The sequence below is a fragment of the Rhizobium mongolense subsp. loessense genome, assembly GCF_900099775.1.
Taxonomy (GTDB): domain Bacteria; phylum Pseudomonadota; class Alphaproteobacteria; order Rhizobiales; family Rhizobiaceae; genus Rhizobium; species Rhizobium loessense.
This window is the reverse complement of record NZ_FMTM01000001.1, coordinates 1,429,768-1,446,926: the sequence shown is the minus strand read 5'-3', so window position 1 is coordinate 1,446,926 and position 17,159 is coordinate 1,429,768. Positions and strand designations below refer to the sequence as shown.

The 17,159-nt window shown below is 59.9% G+C and carries 14 protein-coding genes; 10 read left to right on the top strand and 4 right to left on the bottom strand.

Going from position 1 to position 17,159, the window contains the following annotated elements:
- Window positions 1–5 precede the first annotated feature (5 nt).
- The 6 genes from BLP23_RS07345 (at window position 6) to BLP23_RS07320 (ending at window position 7,437) form a co-directional block, all read left to right on the top strand.
- Window positions 6–968: a carbohydrate ABC transporter permease gene (locus BLP23_RS07345; RefSeq protein WP_092584134.1), complete on the top strand. Its 963-nt coding sequence runs from the start codon at window positions 6–8 to the stop codon at window positions 966–968.
- Between the two features lies 1 nt (window position 969).
- Entirely contained in the window at window positions 970–1,848 is an 879-nt protein-coding gene (locus BLP23_RS07340) for a carbohydrate ABC transporter permease (protein ID WP_407691770.1), read from the top strand.
- An 18-nt stretch (window positions 1,849–1,866) separates the two neighbouring features.
- Complete coding sequence (locus BLP23_RS07335; protein WP_092584132.1) at window positions 1,867–2,940, top strand: Gfo/Idh/MocA family protein; 1,074 nt, start codon at window positions 1,867–1,869, stop codon at window positions 2,938–2,940.
- A gap of 23 nt (window positions 2,941–2,963) precedes the next feature.
- The gene (locus tag BLP23_RS07330; RefSeq protein WP_092584131.1) at window positions 2,964–4,040 is read left to right on the top strand and encodes an ABC transporter ATP-binding protein; all 1,077 of its coding nucleotides are present in this window, start codon (window positions 2,964–2,966) and stop codon (window positions 4,038–4,040) included.
- Window positions 4,041–4,109: 69 nt separating this feature from the next.
- Window positions 4,110–4,985 (top strand): phosphotransferase, encoded by an 876-nt coding sequence (locus BLP23_RS07325; protein WP_092584130.1) that lies wholly within the window; start codon window positions 4,110–4,112, stop codon window positions 4,983–4,985.
- 1 nt (window position 4,986) lies between these two features.
- Window positions 4,987–7,437 (top strand): GcvT family protein, encoded by a 2,451-nt coding sequence (locus tag BLP23_RS07320; RefSeq protein ID WP_092584129.1) that lies wholly within the window; start codon window positions 4,987–4,989, stop codon window positions 7,435–7,437.
- A gap of 183 nt (window positions 7,438–7,620) precedes the next feature.
- Here the strand turns inward: BLP23_RS07320 and BLP23_RS07315 are convergent, their stop codons facing one another.
- Window positions 7,621–9,075, bottom strand: a complete 1,455-nt coding sequence (locus BLP23_RS07315) for a mannitol dehydrogenase family protein (protein ID WP_092584128.1) — start codon at window positions 9,073–9,075, stop codon at window positions 7,621–7,623.
- Window positions 9,072–10,487 carry a glucuronate isomerase gene (gene uxaC / locus BLP23_RS07310; RefSeq protein WP_092584127.1) on the bottom strand — a complete coding sequence of 472 codons (1,416 nt, stop codon included), beginning with the start codon at window positions 10,485–10,487 and terminating at the stop codon, window positions 9,072–9,074. Before uxaC ends, BLP23_RS07315 begins: the two co-directional genes overlap by 4 nt.
- Window positions 10,488–10,655: 168 nt before the next feature.
- Here uxaC and BLP23_RS07305 point away from each other — a divergent pair, with 168 nt between their 5' ends.
- Complete coding sequence (locus BLP23_RS07305) at window positions 10,656–10,865, top strand: SlyX family protein (RefSeq protein WP_092584126.1); 210 nt, start codon at window positions 10,656–10,658, stop codon at window positions 10,863–10,865.
- Between the two features lie 44 nt (window positions 10,866–10,909).
- Here BLP23_RS07305 and BLP23_RS07300 read toward each other — a convergent pair whose 3' ends face one another.
- Both BLP23_RS07300 and BLP23_RS07295 read right to left on the bottom strand, forming a co-directional pair.
- The gene (locus BLP23_RS07300) at window positions 10,910–12,391 is read right to left on the bottom strand and encodes an NAD-dependent succinate-semialdehyde dehydrogenase (protein ID WP_092584125.1); all 1,482 of its coding nucleotides are present in this window, start codon (window positions 12,389–12,391) and stop codon (window positions 10,910–10,912) included.
- A gap of 21 nt (window positions 12,392–12,412) precedes the next feature.
- The gene (locus tag BLP23_RS07295; protein WP_092584320.1) at window positions 12,413–13,693 is read right to left on the bottom strand and encodes a 4-aminobutyrate--2-oxoglutarate transaminase; all 1,281 of its coding nucleotides are present in this window, start codon (window positions 13,691–13,693) and stop codon (window positions 12,413–12,415) included.
- Between the two features lie 209 nt (window positions 13,694–13,902).
- Here BLP23_RS07295 and BLP23_RS07290 point away from each other — a divergent pair, with 209 nt between their 5' ends.
- The 3 genes from BLP23_RS07290 to BLP23_RS07280 all read left to right on the top strand — a co-directional run bounded on the left by BLP23_RS07290 (window position 13,903) and on the right by BLP23_RS07280 (window position 17,131).
- On the top strand, window positions 13,903–14,712 hold the full coding sequence (locus BLP23_RS07290) for a MerR family transcriptional regulator (RefSeq protein WP_028739365.1): 810 nt from the start codon (window positions 13,903–13,905) through the stop codon (window positions 14,710–14,712).
- An 84-nt stretch (window positions 14,713–14,796) separates the two neighbouring features.
- The gene (locus BLP23_RS07285) at window positions 14,797–15,423 is read left to right on the top strand and encodes a ribonuclease D (protein WP_092584124.1); all 627 of its coding nucleotides are present in this window, start codon (window positions 14,797–14,799) and stop codon (window positions 15,421–15,423) included.
- Window positions 15,424–15,631: 208 nt separating this feature from the next.
- Complete coding sequence (locus BLP23_RS07280) at window positions 15,632–17,131, top strand: hypothetical protein (protein ID WP_092584123.1); 1,500 nt, start codon at window positions 15,632–15,634, stop codon at window positions 17,129–17,131.
- Window positions 17,132–17,159 lie beyond the last annotated feature (28 nt).

The following is a 17,159-nucleotide window of genomic DNA, read 5'->3' as shown; positions in this document are numbered from 1 at the left end:
TCCATATGAATAATGCGATGCGCACGATGCCTGCAGAGGCCGCGACGGTAGAACGGTATCGGAGGGCGGTGGCCGACAGCCGGTTCAGGCGGCTGTGGAATGCCAATGCTCCAGGCTATCTCTTCCTGCTGCCCTGGCTGCTGGGCTTCTTCGGGCTGACGTTCGGACCTGCCCTGATGTCGCTCTACCTATCCTTCACCGACTTCGACATGTTGAGGTCGCCGGGCTGGGTGGGCGCGGCAAACTACGTGCGCATCGCCACTGCCGATCCGAAATTCGCCTCGGCAATGTCGGTCACACTGACCTACGTGATGTTGGCGGTGCCCTTCAAGCTTGCTTTTGCGCTGATGGTTGCGCTGGCGTTGAACCGGGGCATCAAGGGCCTGCCAATCTACCGCGCTATCTTCTACCTGCCCTCGCTGCTCGGCGCGAGCGTGGCGATCGCCGTCCTCTGGCGCCAGCTTTTTGCCGGTGACGGCTTGGTCAATGCGGCACTTGCACAATTTGGCATTCAGGGACCGAGCTGGATTTCGCATCCGAACTATTCAATCTATACGCTGGTTGCGCTCAGCGTCTGGCAGTTCGGCTCGCCGATGATCATCTTCCTTGCCGGTCTGCGTCAGATCCCGCAGGACATGTACGAAGCCGCCAGTCTCGACGGCGCCTCGAAGTTCCGGCAGTTCTACAAGATCACGCTGCCGCTTCTGACGCCGGTCATCTTCTTCAACGCCGTCGTGCAGACGATCGATGCCTTCAAGGCCTTCACGCCCGCCTTCATCATCTCCGGCGGCACCGGCGGCCCGATCAATTCGACGCTGTTCTATACGCTTTATCTCTACCAGGAAGCCTTCGGGAACTTCCGCATGGGCTATGCCTCGGCGCTTGCCTGGATCCTAGTGATCATTATCGCGATCTTCACCGCCTTCTCGTTCCTGTCCTCGCGTTACTGGGTGCACTACGATGACTGAGATGACTGCCATTGTCACCGCCCCGCAGCCGCCCTCGGACGTCAACAAGCGCAGCCTGGCAGGCTCGATCTTGGTCCATGCCCTGCTGATGGGCGGCTCGCTGCTGATGCTCTATCCGTTGCTTTGGATGGTTTCGGCTTCGGTGAGGCCGGAAAACGAAATCTTCACGTCAACGTCGATTTTTCCATCGTCCATTGATTTCTCATCCTATCTTCGTGGATGGGTCGGCCTCGATGTCAGCTTCGGTCGGTTCTTCTGGAACTCCCTGGTGATCTCGGTGCTGACGGTGATCGGCAATGTCATTGCCTGTTCCCTCGCTGCCTTCGCCTTTGCGCGCCTGCGCTTTGCTGGCCGGAACTTCTGGTTCGCGATCATGCTCGGCACGCTGATGATCCCCTATCACGTGACGCTGATCCCGCAATATGTGCTCTTTCTGAACCTCGGCTGGGTCAATACCATCCTGCCGCTGGTGGTGCCGAAGTTCCTGGCAAGCGATGCCTTTTTCATCTTCCTCATGGTGCAGTTTTTCCGCGGCATTCCGCGCGAACTGGATGAGGCCGCCATGATGGACGGCTGCAGCGCTTGGCGCATCTATTGGAAGATCATGCTGCCGCTATCGCTGCCAGTGTTGGCGACAGCCGCAATCTTCTCCTTCATCTGGACCTGGGACGATTTCTTCGGTCCGCTGATCTACCTGAATGACATGAACACGTACACGATCCAGCTCGGTCTGCGAACCTTCGTCGACTCGACCAGTGCATCGGATTGGGGCGGCCTATTCGCCATGTCGACACTCTCGCTCGTGCCCGTCTTCTTCTTCTTCCTCTTCTTCCAGCGCCTGCTGATCGAAGGCATCGCCACGACCGGCATGAAGCGCTGATGCGGATGGGAAACTGACATGAGCATCAAGACTGTTGCCATCGTCGGCTGCGGTATCGGGCGTTCTCACATCGTCGAGGGCTACCTGCCGCATCCAGATAAGTTCAGGGTCGCAGCCATCTGCGATCTCAATGAGGATCGCCTGAAGGCCGTCGGCGACGAATTTGGAATTGAGAAGCGTACGACCACCTTTACGGAGCTTCTGGGCGACGACGGCATCGACATCATCGACATCTGCACGCCACCTGGCATTCATCGTGAACAGGTCGTGGCAGCTCTTGCGGCGGGCAAGCATGTCGTCTGCGAAAAACCGCTCACCGGCTCGCTCGCCGCTGTTGATGAGATCGTGGAGGCTGAAAAACGTGCCAAGGGCGCTTTGATGCCGATCTTTCAGTATCGCTATGGCGATGGCATCCAGAAGGCGAAATACATCATCGACGCAGGCATAGCCGGCAAGTTCTACATGGGCGCTGTCGAGACCTTTTGGCTGCGCAAGCCCGAATATTATGCGGTTCCCTGGCGCGGCAAATGGGCGACTGAACTCGGCGGCGTACTCGTAACGCATGCGCTGCACCTGCACGATATGCTCTTCCACCTCGCAGGTCCGGCCGCCCGAGTCTTTGGCAGGGTTGCTACGCGCGTCAACAACATCGAGGTGGAAGATTGCGCCTCCGTTAGCCTTCAGATGCAAAACGGCGCCTTCGTTTCGCTTTCCTGCACGCTGGGTTCGCAGCAGCAGATCAGCCGGCTGCGGCTACATTTCGAGAACGTCACTTTCGAAAGCAACCACGACCCTTACGCGCCGGGCAAGGAGCCGTGGCAGATCATCGCCGCGAACGATGAAGTGCAGGCAAGGATTGACGCTGCGGTTGGCGACTGGCGACCGGTGGCGCCGCGGTTCAACACGCAAATGGCCCGCTTTCATGATTACCTCAACGGCAATGGTCCGCTGCCGGTCACCAGCGCCGATGCGCGGCGTGCGCTGGAACTGGTAACAGCAATCTATCAATCGTCCGATAGCGGCGCAGACGTAGCGCTGCCCATCGGTCGCGACAGCCCTAAATACGCCGACTGGCGTGCAAGAACGAGATAACGGACCAGGAGAGGGTTTAGAAGATGGCAACAAGTGTCGTTCTTCAGAAGGTCGAGAAGCGCTACGGGTCGCTGGATGTCATCCATGGCATCGACCTCACGATCGATCCCGGCGAGTTCGTGGTCTTCGTCGGCCCGTCCGGCTGCGGCAAGTCCACGCTGTTGCGCATGATCGCCGGCCTTGAGGAGATTTCAGGCGGCGGACTGCTGCTCGACAACGAGCGCATGAACGAAGTGGCGCCCGCCAAGCGCGGCATCGCCATGGTCTTCCAGTCCTATGCGCTCTATCCGCATATGTCGGTCTACAAGAACCTCGCCTTTGGTCTTGAGACGGCCGGATACAAGAAGGCCCAGATCGAGCCGAAGGTGCGCCGCGCCGCTGAAATCCTGCAGATAGAGAAGCTTCTGGAGCGCAAGCCGAAGGCCTTGTCCGGCGGTCAGCGCCAGCGCGTCGCGATCGGCCGCGCCATCGTGCGCGAGCCACGCATCTTTCTCTTCGACGAGCCGTTGTCGAACCTTGATGCGGAACTGCGTGTTCAGATGCGCGTCGAAATTTCCCGCCTGCACCGTAATCTCGGCAACACGATGATCTATGTCACCCACGATCAGGTCGAAGCCATGACCATGGCAGACAAGATCGTGGTGCTGAATTCGGGCCGCATCGAGCAGGTCGGCGCTCCGCTCGACCTTTACAACAATCCGGCAAATCGCTTCGTCGCAGGCTTCATCGGCAGCCCGAAGATGAACTTCCTGAAGGCGAAGATCGAGCGGGTTAATGACGGCGAGACGACGATCAATGTCTGCGGCAGTTCAATCCGCCTGCCTCGACGCTTGAAAGGTTCGGCCGGTCAGGAGGTTACCTTCGGCATCCGTCCGGAACACTTGTCCGTGGCCGATGGTGGCATTGCACTTGCGACCGTCGACATCGACCTGGTCGAAAACCTTGGCGGCGCCACCATGCTCTATACGAAGACGCCGGACGGCCAGCACCTGACGGTGGCTCTGGACGGTCAGCAGAAGGTTGAGCGCGGCACGAATGTTACAGCGTCCTTCGACCCGGCCCGCTGTCATGTTTTCGATGCTTCGGGCGCCACGATATAAAGCCTGCTCTGCTTGACAGCCAAGCCTGCTCTGGCCCATCCTTTGCAGGTGGGTTGCGAGGGGGAAAGCGTGACGCCTGAAGATAGGATTCATGCACTCGGCATCTGGCAAGGCCCGATCGAAATCACACCGATTGCCGGCGGCATTACCAACCGGAACTATCTCGTAACCGATCGCATATCGCGCCGCGTCGTGCGCCTCGGCGTCGATATCCCGGTTCATCATATCAGCCGCCGGAACGAGCTTGCGGCCAGCCAGGCAGCCCACGCTGCCGGACTTTCGCCTGCGGTCATCCATCATGAGCCCGGCGTGCTCGTCCTCGATTTCATCGAGGCGCGGGCTCTGACGGCGGAAGACATCCAGGATGCGCAAATGCTTGCACGTATCGTGCCACTGGTTCGCGCCTGCCATCATGACATCCCCCTTCATTTCCGGGGCCAGGCGATGATCTTCTGGGTCTTCCATGTCATCCGCGACTATGCGGCCACTCTGGTTGTCGCGGAAAGCGGCTATGCGCCGATGCTTCCCGCGCTGCTTGAAAAGGCCGAAATCCTCGAACAGGCCGGCGGCCCTTTCGATATAGCCTTCGGCCATAACGACCTTCTCGCTGCGAACTTCCTTGATGACGGCAAGCGTCTCTGGCTGATCGATTGGGACTACGCGGGTTTCAACACGCCTCTCTTTGATCTCGGCGGTCTCGCCTCGAACAACGAGTTTTCGCAAGGTGCCGAGCGGCAAATGCTGGAAACCTATTTCGGCCAGCCGCTGACGCGGGATCTTTGGCAGCGCTATAGCGCCATGAAATGTTCTTCTCTGCTCCGCGAAACGCTTTGGAGCATGGTCTCCGAGATCCATTCGACCATCGATTTCAATTATGCAGCCTACACAGCCGAAAACCTCGCGCGCTTCGAGCGCGCCTATAAGGCATTTGAACAGGACCAGTGATATGGCGAAGGAATTACCGAAGACGGCGAAAGCCGTGGTCATCGGCGGCGGCATCATCGGTTGCTCGACGGCCTATCATCTGGGCAAGCTCGGCTGGTCGGATACGGTGCTGCTCGAGCGCAAGAAGCTCACCTCCGGCACCACATTTCATGCCGCAGGCCTCGTCGGCCAGCTGCGCACCAGTGCCAACATCACCCAGCTGCTCGGCTATTCCGTCGATCTTTACAAAAAACTTGAAGCCGAAACCGGTCTCGGCACCGGCTGGAAGATGAACGGTGGATTGCGGCTTGCCTGCAATGAAGAGCGCTGGACGGAAGTGAAGCGCCAGGCAACGACAGCGCAATCTTTCGGTCTCGACATGCGATTGCTCACTGCGCAGGAAGCCTTCGAACTCTGGCCGCTGATGACGATCGACGACCTTGTGGGCGCAGCCTATCTGCCGACCGACGGCCAGGCCAATCCTTCCGACATTACGCAGGCGCTGGCGAAAGGCGCCCGGATGTCCGGCGTCTCGATCTTCGAGGATACGGAAGTTCTCGACCTCGTAATCGACAAAGGAAAGATCCGCGCCGTCATCACCGAAAAGGGCCGCATCGAATGCGAGCGAGTCATCGTTTGCGCCGGCCAGTGGACCCGGGCTTTCGCTGCTCGTTTCGGCGTCAACGTGCCGCTCGTCTCCGTCGAGCATCAGTACATCATCACCGAATCCTTCGGCGTGCCTTCGAACCTGCCGACGCTGCGCGATCCGGATCGCCTCACCTACTACAAGGAAGAAGTTGGGGGGCTCGTCATGGGCGGCTATGAGCCGAATCCAATCCCTTGGGCGGTGAACGGCATTCCGGAAGGTTTCCATTACACGCTGCTCGACGGCAATTTCGATCACTTCGAGCAGATCATGGAGCAGGCGCTGGAGAGGGTTCCGGGCTTGCAGAAAGCGGGGGTCAAACAGCTCCTGAACGGACCTGAGAGTTTCACGCCGGATGGCAATTTCATTCTCGGCGAAGCGCCGGAGCTCACGAATTTCTTCGTCGGCGCCGGGTTCAACGCTTTCGGCATCGCCTCCGGCGGCGGTGCCGGCATGGCGCTCGCCGAGTGGGTCGCCAAAGGTGAGCCGCCTTACGATCTCTGGCCGGTCGACATTCGCCGCTTCGGCCGCCCCCACTTCGATACCGACTGGGTGCGTACTCGCACGCTGGAGGCCTATGGCAAGCATTATACGATGGCTTGGCCTTTTGAGGAGCATTCGAGCGGTCGCCCTTGCCGCAAGTCGCCGCTTTACGATCGCCTCAAGGCTCAGGGCGCCTGCTTCGGCGAAAAGCTCGGTTGGGAGCGGCCGAACTGGTTCGCCGATCTCTTTGCCGACGAGGAGCCGAAGGATGTCTATACTTACGGCCGCCAGAACTGGTTCGATGCCGTCGGCCGCGAGCACAAGGCCGTGCGCGAAGCGGCTGTCATCTTCGATCAAACATCTTTTGCAAAGTTTGTTCTGAAGGGGAGGGATGCAGAGGCCGCTCTTTCGTGGATCGCCTCGAATGATGTCGCCAAGCCCGCCGGATCGCTCACCTACACGCAGATGCTGAACGACAAGGGCGGCATCGAATGCGACGTCACCGCCGCCCGCATTGCCGAGAACGAATTCTACATCGTTACCGGCACCGGCTTTGCCACTCACGATTTCGATTGGATCGCCCGCAATATACCGGCAGACATGCGGGCCGAACTTGTCGATGTGACATCGGCCTATTCGGTTCTTTCGCTGATGGGGCCGAATTCCCGCGCTGTCCTTGAGAAAGTCACCACCAGTGATGTGTCCAACGCCGCCTTTCCATTCGGCCGGGTAAAGACTATCGGCATCGTCGGCTGCCCCGTCAGGGCGTTGCGGATCACCTATGTCGGCGAATTGGGCTATGAACTCCATGTCCCTGTCGAATATGCAACGACGGTCTATGATGCCTTGATGGCTGCCGGCAGCGGTTTTGGTCTCGTCAATGCCGGCTACCGTGCCATCGAAAGCTGCCGTCTGGAAAAGGGCTATCGTGCTTGGGGTTCGGATATCGGCCCAGATCATACACCGATCGAGGCGGGGCTCGCCTGGGCAGTCAAAACGAAAAAGAACATCGACTTCCGTGGTCGCAAGGCGATCGAGCGCCAACTTTCAGGCGGCGTGAAAAAGAGGCTCGCTTGCGTCGTACCGGATGATCCGGAGACCGTCCTTCTCGGCCGCGAAACCATTTATCGGAATGGCAAACGTGTCGGCTGGCTTTCCAGCGGCGGCTTCGGCTACACGATCGGCAAACCGATCGGCTACGGCTACATCCGCGATCCCGACGGCGTGACCGAGGATTTCATGTTGTCGGGAACCTATGAACTGGACGTTGCAAGGGAGCGTATTCCCTGCACGGTGTCGCTGAAGCCGCTCTATGATCCGGAGATGAAGCGCATCAAGGCTTAATAGGCGTTTGCAATGCGGCTATACTGCCAGATTTTGGCAAGCGCTCAGCTCTCTCCTCATTCCAGTCCTTGTGACAGGCGCCCAGAGACGTCGCGTCTGCGCCGTGAATCACCCGCTTAACGAGCCTTCAGCGCCTAATGACCTGGGCGCGCAGTGGCGGCGGAGTAACGCGGCGCCCCCCACTCAAATCAACGGCAGCCTGTTATCCTGGATCAAAATCTCCAGCTTGTTCGCCACGTCCTCGGTCCAAGCAGCGTTTTTCGCCAGTGCCGCCGGGAAGAGCCCAGGCAGGCCGAAAATCGTCGCCGCTACCGCAGCGCCGTTTCGCGGGACATCTTTAAGGAGATCTGCGATTTCACCAGCTCTCGGATCACGCAATTCGTAACTTTTGCCGTTCCGGTCGACGCCCAGCGCATAGCGCATCCAGGCGGCGACTGCGATTGCATAAGTCTCCGCCTTGCTGCCATAAGCAAGCGCTTCGGTTGCCGGCTCCAGGAGACGTTGCGGCAGTTTCTGCGTCCCGTCCATAGCGATCTGATAGGTGCGGTGCGCGATCGCCTTATTTGCAAAGCGCGCTATGAGTTCTTCCGCATAGTGCTCGAGATTGATCCCGGGAACGGGATCGAGGGTCGCAGCTGCCGCGCTCATGTGCCGCCGCGCAAGCGCTGCCAACCCGGCATCTTCCATGACATCGCGAATGTATTCATAGCCACCTATATATCCGAGATAGGCGAGCAGGGAATGCGCCCCGTTCAGCATGCGAAGCTTCATCTTCTCGTAGGCCGAGACCTCCTCGACCATCAGGACGCCAGCTTTCTCCCAGGCCGGGCGGCCATTGGCGAAATGGTCTTCGATCACCCATTGCGTGAAGGGCTCGGTCTCAATCGCCGCAAGATCCTGTCGTCCCGTCAGGCGCTCGGCATCGGCATAGGTAACGTCGGTACTGGCCGGGGTGATGCGATCCACCATCGTGGAGGGAAAGGGTACGGTCTGTTCGATCCAGTCGTGCAACGAAGGATCGATGCGGCTCGCGAATTCGAGAACCAGGCGCTTGAGGACTGCGCCGTTGCTCGGCAGGTTGTCGCAACTTAGCGGCGTGAAGGGCGCAGTACCCTTTTTACGCCGACGGGCCAGCCCTTCGACAAGATAGCCGACAACGCCGCGCGGCGTATGCGGATGGATAAGATCGGCGGCGATGTCGGGATGGTTGAGATCGAGGCCGCCGGTAAGGGTATCCAGACCATAGGCCTTCTCGGTCACCGTCAGGCTGACGATGCGGATTGCCGGATCTTCCAGGCGGGCAAGCAGCCCTGTCGGGTCACGCGTTGCGACATGCGCCTTCAGGATCGGGCCGATCACCTGCGCCGTCGTTCCCGACGTATCGCGGATCAGCATCGTATAGAGGCCGTTCTGCTCGTTCAGGTGATCCGCGACATCGGCGGTGCGCAGGCTTGCGACTTCAATGCCCCAGTCGCCGCCGGCGGCCGCAAGTGCCGCATCGGTAAAGGGTGCAAAATGCGCGCGGAAAAAGGCACCCGGACCGAGATGCAGGATGCCGCTTTTCAGCTTGCTTCGATCATAGGCCGGAAGTTTTGCCGTCGGCGCGAGGCCCGTCAGGTTTTGCAGTCGCTCCGTCACAGCTTGTATGCCTTCTTCGCATTGTCATAGGAAAGTTCGCGCGCGACGATTTCGGCATCCTTCTTTGAAATCCGGTGCTCGGCTGCGAGCTGCGCCAGGAAGCGGCAGACCTCGCGGCGCCAGACGTCGTGGCGGGCGGGGATTGAAAGCAAAGCCCGCGTGTCGTCGTTGAAGCCGGCGAGATTGGCAAAGCCGGCGGTTTCAACGACCTGGTCGAGATAGCGGCGAATGCCGTTCGGGCTGTCATGGAACCACCAGGGCGGGCCGATCATCAGGCACTCCCAGTGCCCGGCCATCGGTGCCAGTTCACGGGCATAGGTCGTCTCGTCGAGCGTGAAGAGCACAACTCTGAGACCGGGCGCATGGCCGTATTTCGACAGCAGTGCATTCAAGCCGCCGACCCAGTCCGTGCGTGTCGGAATATCGGCGCCCATGTTCGGACCGCGCGTCTGGAAAAGGCCGCTGTCGGTGTTACGGCGGGAGCCGGCATGAATTTGCATCACCATGCCGTCTTCGGCCGAGAGGCCGGCCATCTCCGTCATCATAAGGCCACGGAAAAGCTCGGCATCTGCCCCAGAAAGACGGCCTCTCAGGGCTTTGTCGAGCAGCGCCTGCTTGTCGGCAAGCGGGAGATCGGCGGTAAAGGCCGTCGGCACGCCGTGGTCAGTGGCCGTTGCGCCGAACTGGCGGAAAAAGGCGCGGCGCTTGCGGTGCGCATCGACCATGCCATCCCACCGGGTAATGTCGGTGCCGGTGATTTCGCCGAATTGCAGGAGATTGGCACGGAAACCGACGGCATCTGGATCGGTGACACTGTCCGGCCGGTATGTGGTGCGCACGCGGCCGATCCAGCCCTCCGCCGCCATCTTCTGGTGATGGGTCAGCGGGTCGAGCGCGCCTTCCGTCGTCGCAATCGTTTCGATACCGAAACGCTTGTGCAGGGCGCGCGGCCGGAATTCGGGCAGCGCCAATTTTGCGTTGATGTGGTCGTAAAGCTTATCGGCATTATCCGGCGTCAGCGGTTCGTCGCAGCCAAGCACGGCCGACATCGCATGATCGATCCAGAGGCTGGAAGGCGTCCCGCGGAAAAGGTGATACTGTGCAGAAAAGGCTCGCCAGATCGCCCGGCCCTCTGCGACCGGCTTTCCGTCGAGCCGCGGCACGCCGAGATCGTCGAGTTTGACGCCGACACTGTGCAGCATGCGGAAAAGATAGTGATCGGGAATGACAAGCAGCGAAGCCGCATCCTCGAAAGGCTTGTCCTCGGCAAACCACGAAGGTTCGGTGTGCCCGTGCGGGCTGACAATCGGCAGATTGCGAACCGCTTCGTAAAGCTCGCGCGCGATGGTTCGCGTTGCCGGATCGGCCGGAAAGAGCCGGTCCGGATGAAGAAAGCCGTTTCCTACATCCATCAGATTTCCTCCCTGATTAGACAGGGCCTATCCCACCTGAGCAAGGACGGCAAGCCCTATTAGTAACTAAACGGTTCACTTTCGGAATTGTTTTTTACGAGCCTCGAAAGCATTGACGCAAAGACTTATTTCCGGTTTGGAAAGGCAGAAATTGCCGGGAGAAAACCGATGTCCGACGAGACGGGTCGAATTACCAAACTTGAGGAAATGGTTGCCCATCAGGCAAAGACGATCGACGAGCTTTCCGATCAACTCGCAAAGCAATGGAAGGCAGTCGAGCAGATGCGCACCAAGCTCGACCGGCTGACGGAACGCTTTCTGTCCCTTGAGGAGCAATCCCTCGAAGCCCCGGCGATCACGCGTCCACCGCACTATTGACTGGCAGGAAAAGGGCGTCAACGACGGCGCCCTTTTCTTTCGGCTCAGAGATTGCCGATGCAGAGGTATTTTATTTCGAGATAATCGTCGACGCCATGGCGCGAACCTTCGCGGCCGTGCCCGGATTGCTTGACGCCGCCGAAGGGTGCCGTCTCCGTGGACATCAGGCCGGTATTGATACCGACCATCCCATATTCTAGCGCTTCGGCAACCTTCCAGACCTTCTTCAGATCGCCGGCGAAGAAATATGCGGCAAGACCGAATTCGGTGTCGTTCGCCTGTTGAATCACCTCTTCAACAGTATCGAAGCGAAAGAGTGGAGCAACAGGACCGAAAGTTTCTTCACGTGCTACCTTCATGCCGCGGGCAACGCCGGTCAATACGGTCGGCGTGAAGAAGGTGCCGGCGCCTTCGATGCGCTTGCCGCCGGTCAGAACCCTGGCGCCCTTGGAAAGCGCGTCGCTGACGTGATCTTCGACTTTCGCAAGTCCCTGCGCGTCGATCAACGGGCCGATCGTGACGCCTGCCTCGAAGCCGTCGCCGACGGACATGCCTTCGACCTTTGCTGCCAGCTTCGCCGCAAATGCGTCGTAGACGCCTGACTGGACGTAGAGCCGGTTGGCGCAAACGCAAGTCTGGCCGGCATTGCGGTATTTGGAGGCGATCGCGCCTTCGACGGCGGCATCGAGATCGGCATCGTCAAATACGATGAAGGGTGCGTTGCCGCCGAGCTCGAGGCTCACCTTCTTGATCTGGTCGGCGCACTGGCGCATCAGAATGCGGCCAACTTCCGTCGAACCGGTAAAGCTGATCTTGCGCACCTTGTCGTTGCTGCAAAGTTCCTTGCCGATCGCCGGACCGTCTTCGCCGACAATGACGTTGAAGACGCCAGCCGGAATGCCGGCCTGTTCGGCAAGAACCGCAAGCGCGATTGCCGAAAGCGGGGTTTGCTCGGCGGGTTTCGAAACAACCGTGCAGCCGACAGCCAGCGCCGGAGCGATCTTGCGGGTGATCATCGCCGCCGGGAAGTTCCAGGGCGTGATGGTGCCCACGACTCCAACCGGCTGTTTGATAACGATCATGCGCTTGTCGTTGGAAGGAGCGGGAATCGTTTCGCCGTAGATGCGCTTGGCTTCCTCCGCATACCATTCGATATACGCGGCGGCATAAAGGATCTCGCCGCGCGCTTCAGGAAAGGGCTTACCCATTTCCGCCGTCAGGATCGCCGCCAGCTCATCGGCGTTGGCAACCATCAGGTCGAACCACTTGCGCAGGATAGCGCTACGCTCCCTTGCAGGACGTGCCGCCCATGCAGGTTGCGCCGCATAGGCCGCGTCGATAGCTTTGCGGGTGTCGACAGCACCCATGTCCGGCAGCGAGGCGAGCACCTCGCCTGTGGCCGGGTTCAAAACGTCGAAGGTTTTGGTTGCTTCGCCCCTCGTCCATTCGCCGTTGATGTATCCGGAGTCGCGGAGGAACGGCGAGGAAAAAGGCACATGCTTGGTCAGTGCAGTCGTGAATGGCATGTCATTTACTCCGAAGGGCGGTTACTTGCCCGCACTTGCTTGAAGGATGGAGGCTTCGAGGATATCGAGCGCTTCGACGAAGATATTGTCCTGGATGGTGATCGGGGCAAGGAAGCGAATGACGTTTCCGTGCACGCCGCAGGTCAAGAGAATGAGACCCTTCTCCAGCGCGATCAGGCGGACCTTGTTCGCGAAATCCGCGCTCGGCAGCTTTGTCGCCTTGTCGTTGAACTCGACGGCGTTCATGAAGCCCGGGCCGCGGATGTCGGCGATTTCCGGCACCTTGTCGCGTAGAGATTCCAACCGTTGCTTCAGGCGGCTGCCGAGTTGGTTGGCTCGGTTGCACAGATCCTCATCCTTGATGACGTCGAGCACGGCATGCGCCGCGGCGATGCCGAGCGGGCTGCCGCCATAGGTGCCGCCGAGACCGCCAGGGGCAGGTGCATCCATGATCTCCGCGCGGCCGGTGACGGCAGCCAGCGGAAAGCCGCCGGCAAGGCTCTTTGCCATGGTCATCAGGTCGGGCGCGACCTCATGGTGGTCCATCGCAAACATCTTACCCGTGCGTGCAAAGCCTGTCTGCACTTCGTCGGCGATTAGAAGAATGCCGTGCTGGTCGCACAGTTCGCGGAGCGCCTTCATGAATGCGACCGGCGCCGGATAGAAACCGCCTTCGCCCTGAACCGGCTCGATGATGATAGCGGCCACGCGCTGCGGATCGACATCGGCGGCGAAGAGCTTCTTCAGGGCGGCAAGAGACTGTTCAAGAGACACGCCATGCATCTCTACGGGGAAGGGCACGTGGAAAACATCGCCCGGCATCGCGCCGAAGCCAACCTTGTAGGGCACGACCTTGCCGGTCAGCGCCATGCCCATGAAGGTGCGGCCATGGAAGCCGCCGCCGAAGGCGATGACAGCGGAGCGGCCGGTCGCAGCACGCGCTATCTTCACGGCGTTTTCGACGGCCTCGGCGCCCGTCGTCACGAAGATCGTCTTCTTTGCAAAGTTTCCGGGCGCCAGCGCATTCAGACGTTCGGCGAGATGCACATAGCTTTCATAAGGCACGACTTGATGGCAGGTATGGGTGAAGTGATCGAGTTGATCTTTTACCGCGGCGATCACCCGTGGATGACGGTGGCCCGTGTTGAGCACTGCGATACCGGCCGCGAAATCGATGTAGCGACGTCCCTCCTTGTCCCAGATCTCGGCATTCTCCGCCCGGTCGGCATAGATCTGCGTGGTCATGCCGACGCCGCGCGAAATCGCGGCATTCTTCCGCTCCGTAAGGGTGATCGTGTTCATCGTGCGCTCGCGCTCCTGCGCTGGAAAGGGTAGAGGAATTATCTTGCATAATTTCTGCAAGGCAGCTAGAAAATTCCTACATTTTTCCTGCAGGAAATCAAGCGGCATTTTTTGCTTCAAACATCACGCTTTTTGATGGATGCTCGCGCCAGAAGATTCTGACGCGCACGGCGCCTAAAACAAAAACGGAATCAGGGATTTATTGCTTGATGAACAACAACGGTCCGGTACGCTACAAGGTGGCCGAAGCGGCAAGGCTGGCAGGCATTTCCGCCTCCACGGCGCGCCTCTGGGAAAGCCAGGGCCTGCTCGTTCCCGGCCGCTCGGAAACAGGGCATCGGCAATACAGCGCCGAGGATGTCGCCCGCCTGAAGCGGATCTCGTGGTATCGCGTCGAGCGCGGCCTCAATCCGGCGGCGATCCGCGAGGCACTGGAAATCGAGGAGCCGTCGGCCGAAAACGCCGAGAGCAGCAGCACTTCTGACATCGGCCGCAGGCTCCGCAGTCTTCGCCATGCGGCGGGCAAGACGCTGGAGCAGGTGGCGAGCGATATGGGCATCACCTCTTCGACCCTGTCGACACTGGAGCGCACGTCGCAGGGTGTCAGCTTCAAGACGCTGCACGATCTCGCGGAATATTACGGCACCACAGTCTCGCGCCTTTCCGGCGAGGAGAGCGAAGACGTTACCGCAATCATTCGTTCCGGCGAATGGCGCACCTGGCCGCAGACGACGCCCGGCGTCACGGTGCAACTGCTGGCCGAAGGGCGACGGATGATGGATTGCCATCGTTTCGTGCTGGCACCGGGGGCTGCCAGCGAAGGCGCCTACCGGCATGAAGGCGAGGAGTTCATGCATGTGCTTTCGGGTCGCCTCGAACTCGTTCTCGATTCCGACCAGTTCTTCGATCTCGGGCCTGGTGACTCGCTCTACTTCGAAAGCCGCCGCTATCATTCCTGGCGCAATCGTCACGATGGCGAGACCGTGCTCCTGTGGATCAATACGCCACCGACATTCTAACTCACAAAGAGCGTTAAGCGGTATCGCTACGGCTGCCTTTGCGCTATAGCGCGACGTGAGACATTGAAACGATAAGAGACAACCATGGCCGCCACCATCCGTTACCACGAAGGCGATATTTCAGAGCCGGACGCCGCCCGTTATAAAGGCGCGATCGCGATCGATACGGAAACGCTCGGCCTCGTGCCGCGCCGCGACCGGCTCTGCGTCGTGCAGCTTTCGCCGGGCGACGGCACCGCCGATATCGTCCGCATTGCCGCCGGACAGAAGGAAGCGCCCAACCTCGTCGCCATGTTCGCCGATCCGGCTCGCCAGAAGATCTTCCATTATGGACGCTTCGATATCGCTGTGCTGTTCCACACCTTCGGCGTCACCACGGCGCCGGTGTTCTGCACCAAGATCGCATCGCGCCTATGCCGCACCTATACGGATCGTCACGGCCTGAAGGACAATCTTAAGGAAATGCTCGACGTCGACATCTCCAAGGTGCAGCAGTCGTCGGATTGGGCAGCGGCAACCCTGTCGCCGGCGCAGCTCGAATATGCCGCCTCCGATGTGCTCTATCTGCATGCGTTGCGCGACAAGCTGACCGAGCGGCTGATCCGCGACGGCCGCATCGACCACGCAACCGCCTGCTTCGAATTCCTGCCGACCCGCGCCAAACTCGATCTGCTCGGCTGGGAAGAAGCGGATATCTTCGCCCATAGCTGAAGTCTTCAAGGCCAATAACACGGCTGCGGCGGCCGTTAGCGTTTCATTAACGAAATTTCGGTAACATTATCGTTAATTTTTATGCATTCGACGGTGCGATGACGCGCCATGCGGACAGGAGGATCTGCGGGAGAATGCGAGGGACCGGATGAGCGCGGTCCTCTTGTGATCTGCTTTGATCGTCACTTTGCGACAAAAGGAGCATGCCATGTTGACTCCGGTTCGTGCAGCGTCAAATGCAAGCCTTTCCTCCCACGGCCAAACTGCGGTGATCGTTGCCAACGGGCTCGGTCGTTCAGTCGTTGCGCCGACGCCTGTCCAGGCGGTCGAAGCCGCAGACCTCAATTCAGCGATTGCCGGCAAGCTCAATATCCTTCTCGCAGCCGCTCGCGAGCGCATGTTCGACGCGCTGCTCGATGCCATCAATGCCGCCTCCCGCGCGCTGCCGCTGCCGCGCCGGGAATTGGAAAGCAACCTCGCTTTCGCATCGCGTCTCGCAGAAGCCATCCAGAAGCTTCCGGCCGCCCGGATCAACGAGATCGAGACCCAGCTCGCGGGCGCCGGTCATACTCTGCCGCTGCGGTTGATTGCTGAGGCACTGAAGAATCCGGCCGGTCCGGAGGCAGCCCGTGTGATCGCCTATCTGGAAACGATCCGTTATAAGGATCGTGATCTGGCGGCCCGCGCCGTCGTTCGCTCCTATCGTCAGAACGATGCTTCGCCTCTGCGCACGGAAGCACGACCAAACATAGCAATCCAGGAAGAGAAATTGCCGCCAATTGCAAAGGCGCAGCAATCGCCCGTACGGGAAGCTCAGGCCTCCCTGCCAACAAAGAGAGCGTTGCCGCTTGCGCCAGCTGTTCTCATTGCCGAATTGGCGGAGCAACCGGTCAAAATCGTCGAGGCAGCATTTGAAAAGCCTGCGCGCGCGGAGGACAACCCTCTCGAATTCCGTGATGCGGTTGACGTGCACGCCGAGGATCCGGCTTCGGCGGATACGCCGAAGTTGATCGACGAGCCAATGGACGTTGAAGCTCAGATCCCGGAAGTGCGCTCCGATCATTCGGAGCCGGTTATTCCGAAAGTTTGGACCGGTGTTCTTGCCTCGATGACCGAAGAAGCTTCGGAGCTTATCGTTGCAATCATCGGCGAGCAGGAAACGGCAACACTCCTGGACGATTTGGCAGCGGTGCCGGGATCAACCGAGCCGACAGCCGGAGACGTGGTAGCCGAGGCAGAGCCGGCGGCGGCAGACATTTCCAAATTTGCGGTCTCTGCGAAGCTGCAGCCGACAGTGGTGACTGCGCAGTTACCGGTCGCTGATTCCACACAGATTATCCACCAGCAGAAAGACATCGTGGCGCAGCCGCAGGTTCTTCCTGCCGATATTGCAGAGGCCGTGCAGAAGTCAGGTTTGCTGAAGCCAATTGATGGGATGCCATATGCCCAGCATCCTTACCAGTTCGCCAAGGACGGTGCCCAACGTCGCGACGGCGAAATGCATCGTCGCGACTACGAAGGCAGTGGCTCCGAGGGCGAGCAGCAGGCCAACAGGGGCAGCGAGCATCAGGACGCAGAGCCTGAAGGCGAGCAACGAGCGGAAGGCGTCGCGCCGCAGGATCTGCCCGAGGTTGACGCTAGAGCATCCGGCAATAGCGTCGCCGATCCGGTTTACGCACTCTATCAGCGCATGGCCGGCTGGGAATAGGCATCCAAGCAAACAAAAAACCCGCCGG

Bases quoted from the DNA above. Each gene is read 5' to 3' on its own strand.
- BLP23_RS07345 (WP_092584134.1), top strand. From the start codon at position 6: ATGAATAATGCGATGCGCACGATGCCTGCAGAGGCCGCGACGGTAGAA.
- BLP23_RS07340 (WP_407691770.1), top strand. From the start codon at position 970: ATGACTGCCATTGTCACCGCCCCGCAGCCGCCCTCGGACGTCAACAAG.
- BLP23_RS07335 (WP_092584132.1), top strand. From the start codon at position 1,867: ATGAGCATCAAGACTGTTGCCATCGTCGGCTGCGGTATCGGGCGTTCT.
- BLP23_RS07330 (WP_092584131.1), top strand. From the start codon at position 2,964: ATGGCAACAAGTGTCGTTCTTCAGAAGGTCGAGAAGCGCTACGGGTCG.
- BLP23_RS07320 (WP_092584129.1), top strand. From the start codon at position 4,987: ATGGCGAAGGAATTACCGAAGACGGCGAAAGCCGTGGTCATCGGCGGC.
- uxaC (WP_092584127.1), bottom strand. From the start codon at position 10,487: ATGGATGTAGGAAACGGCTTTCTTCATCCGGACCGGCTCTTTCCGGCC.
- BLP23_RS07305 (WP_092584126.1), top strand. From the start codon at position 10,656: ATGTCCGACGAGACGGGTCGAATTACCAAACTTGAGGAAATGGTTGCC.
- BLP23_RS07300 (WP_092584125.1), bottom strand. From the start codon at position 12,391: ATGCCATTCACGACTGCACTGACCAAGCATGTGCCTTTTTCCTCGCCG.
- BLP23_RS07295 (WP_092584320.1), bottom strand. From the start codon at position 13,693: ATGAACACGATCACCCTTACGGAGCGGAAGAATGCCGCGATTTCGCGC.
- BLP23_RS07290 (WP_028739365.1), top strand. From the start codon at position 13,903: ATGAACAACAACGGTCCGGTACGCTACAAGGTGGCCGAAGCGGCAAGG.
- BLP23_RS07285 (WP_092584124.1), top strand. From the start codon at position 14,797: ATGGCCGCCACCATCCGTTACCACGAAGGCGATATTTCAGAGCCGGAC.
- BLP23_RS07280 (WP_092584123.1), top strand. From the start codon at position 15,632: ATGTTGACTCCGGTTCGTGCAGCGTCAAATGCAAGCCTTTCCTCCCAC.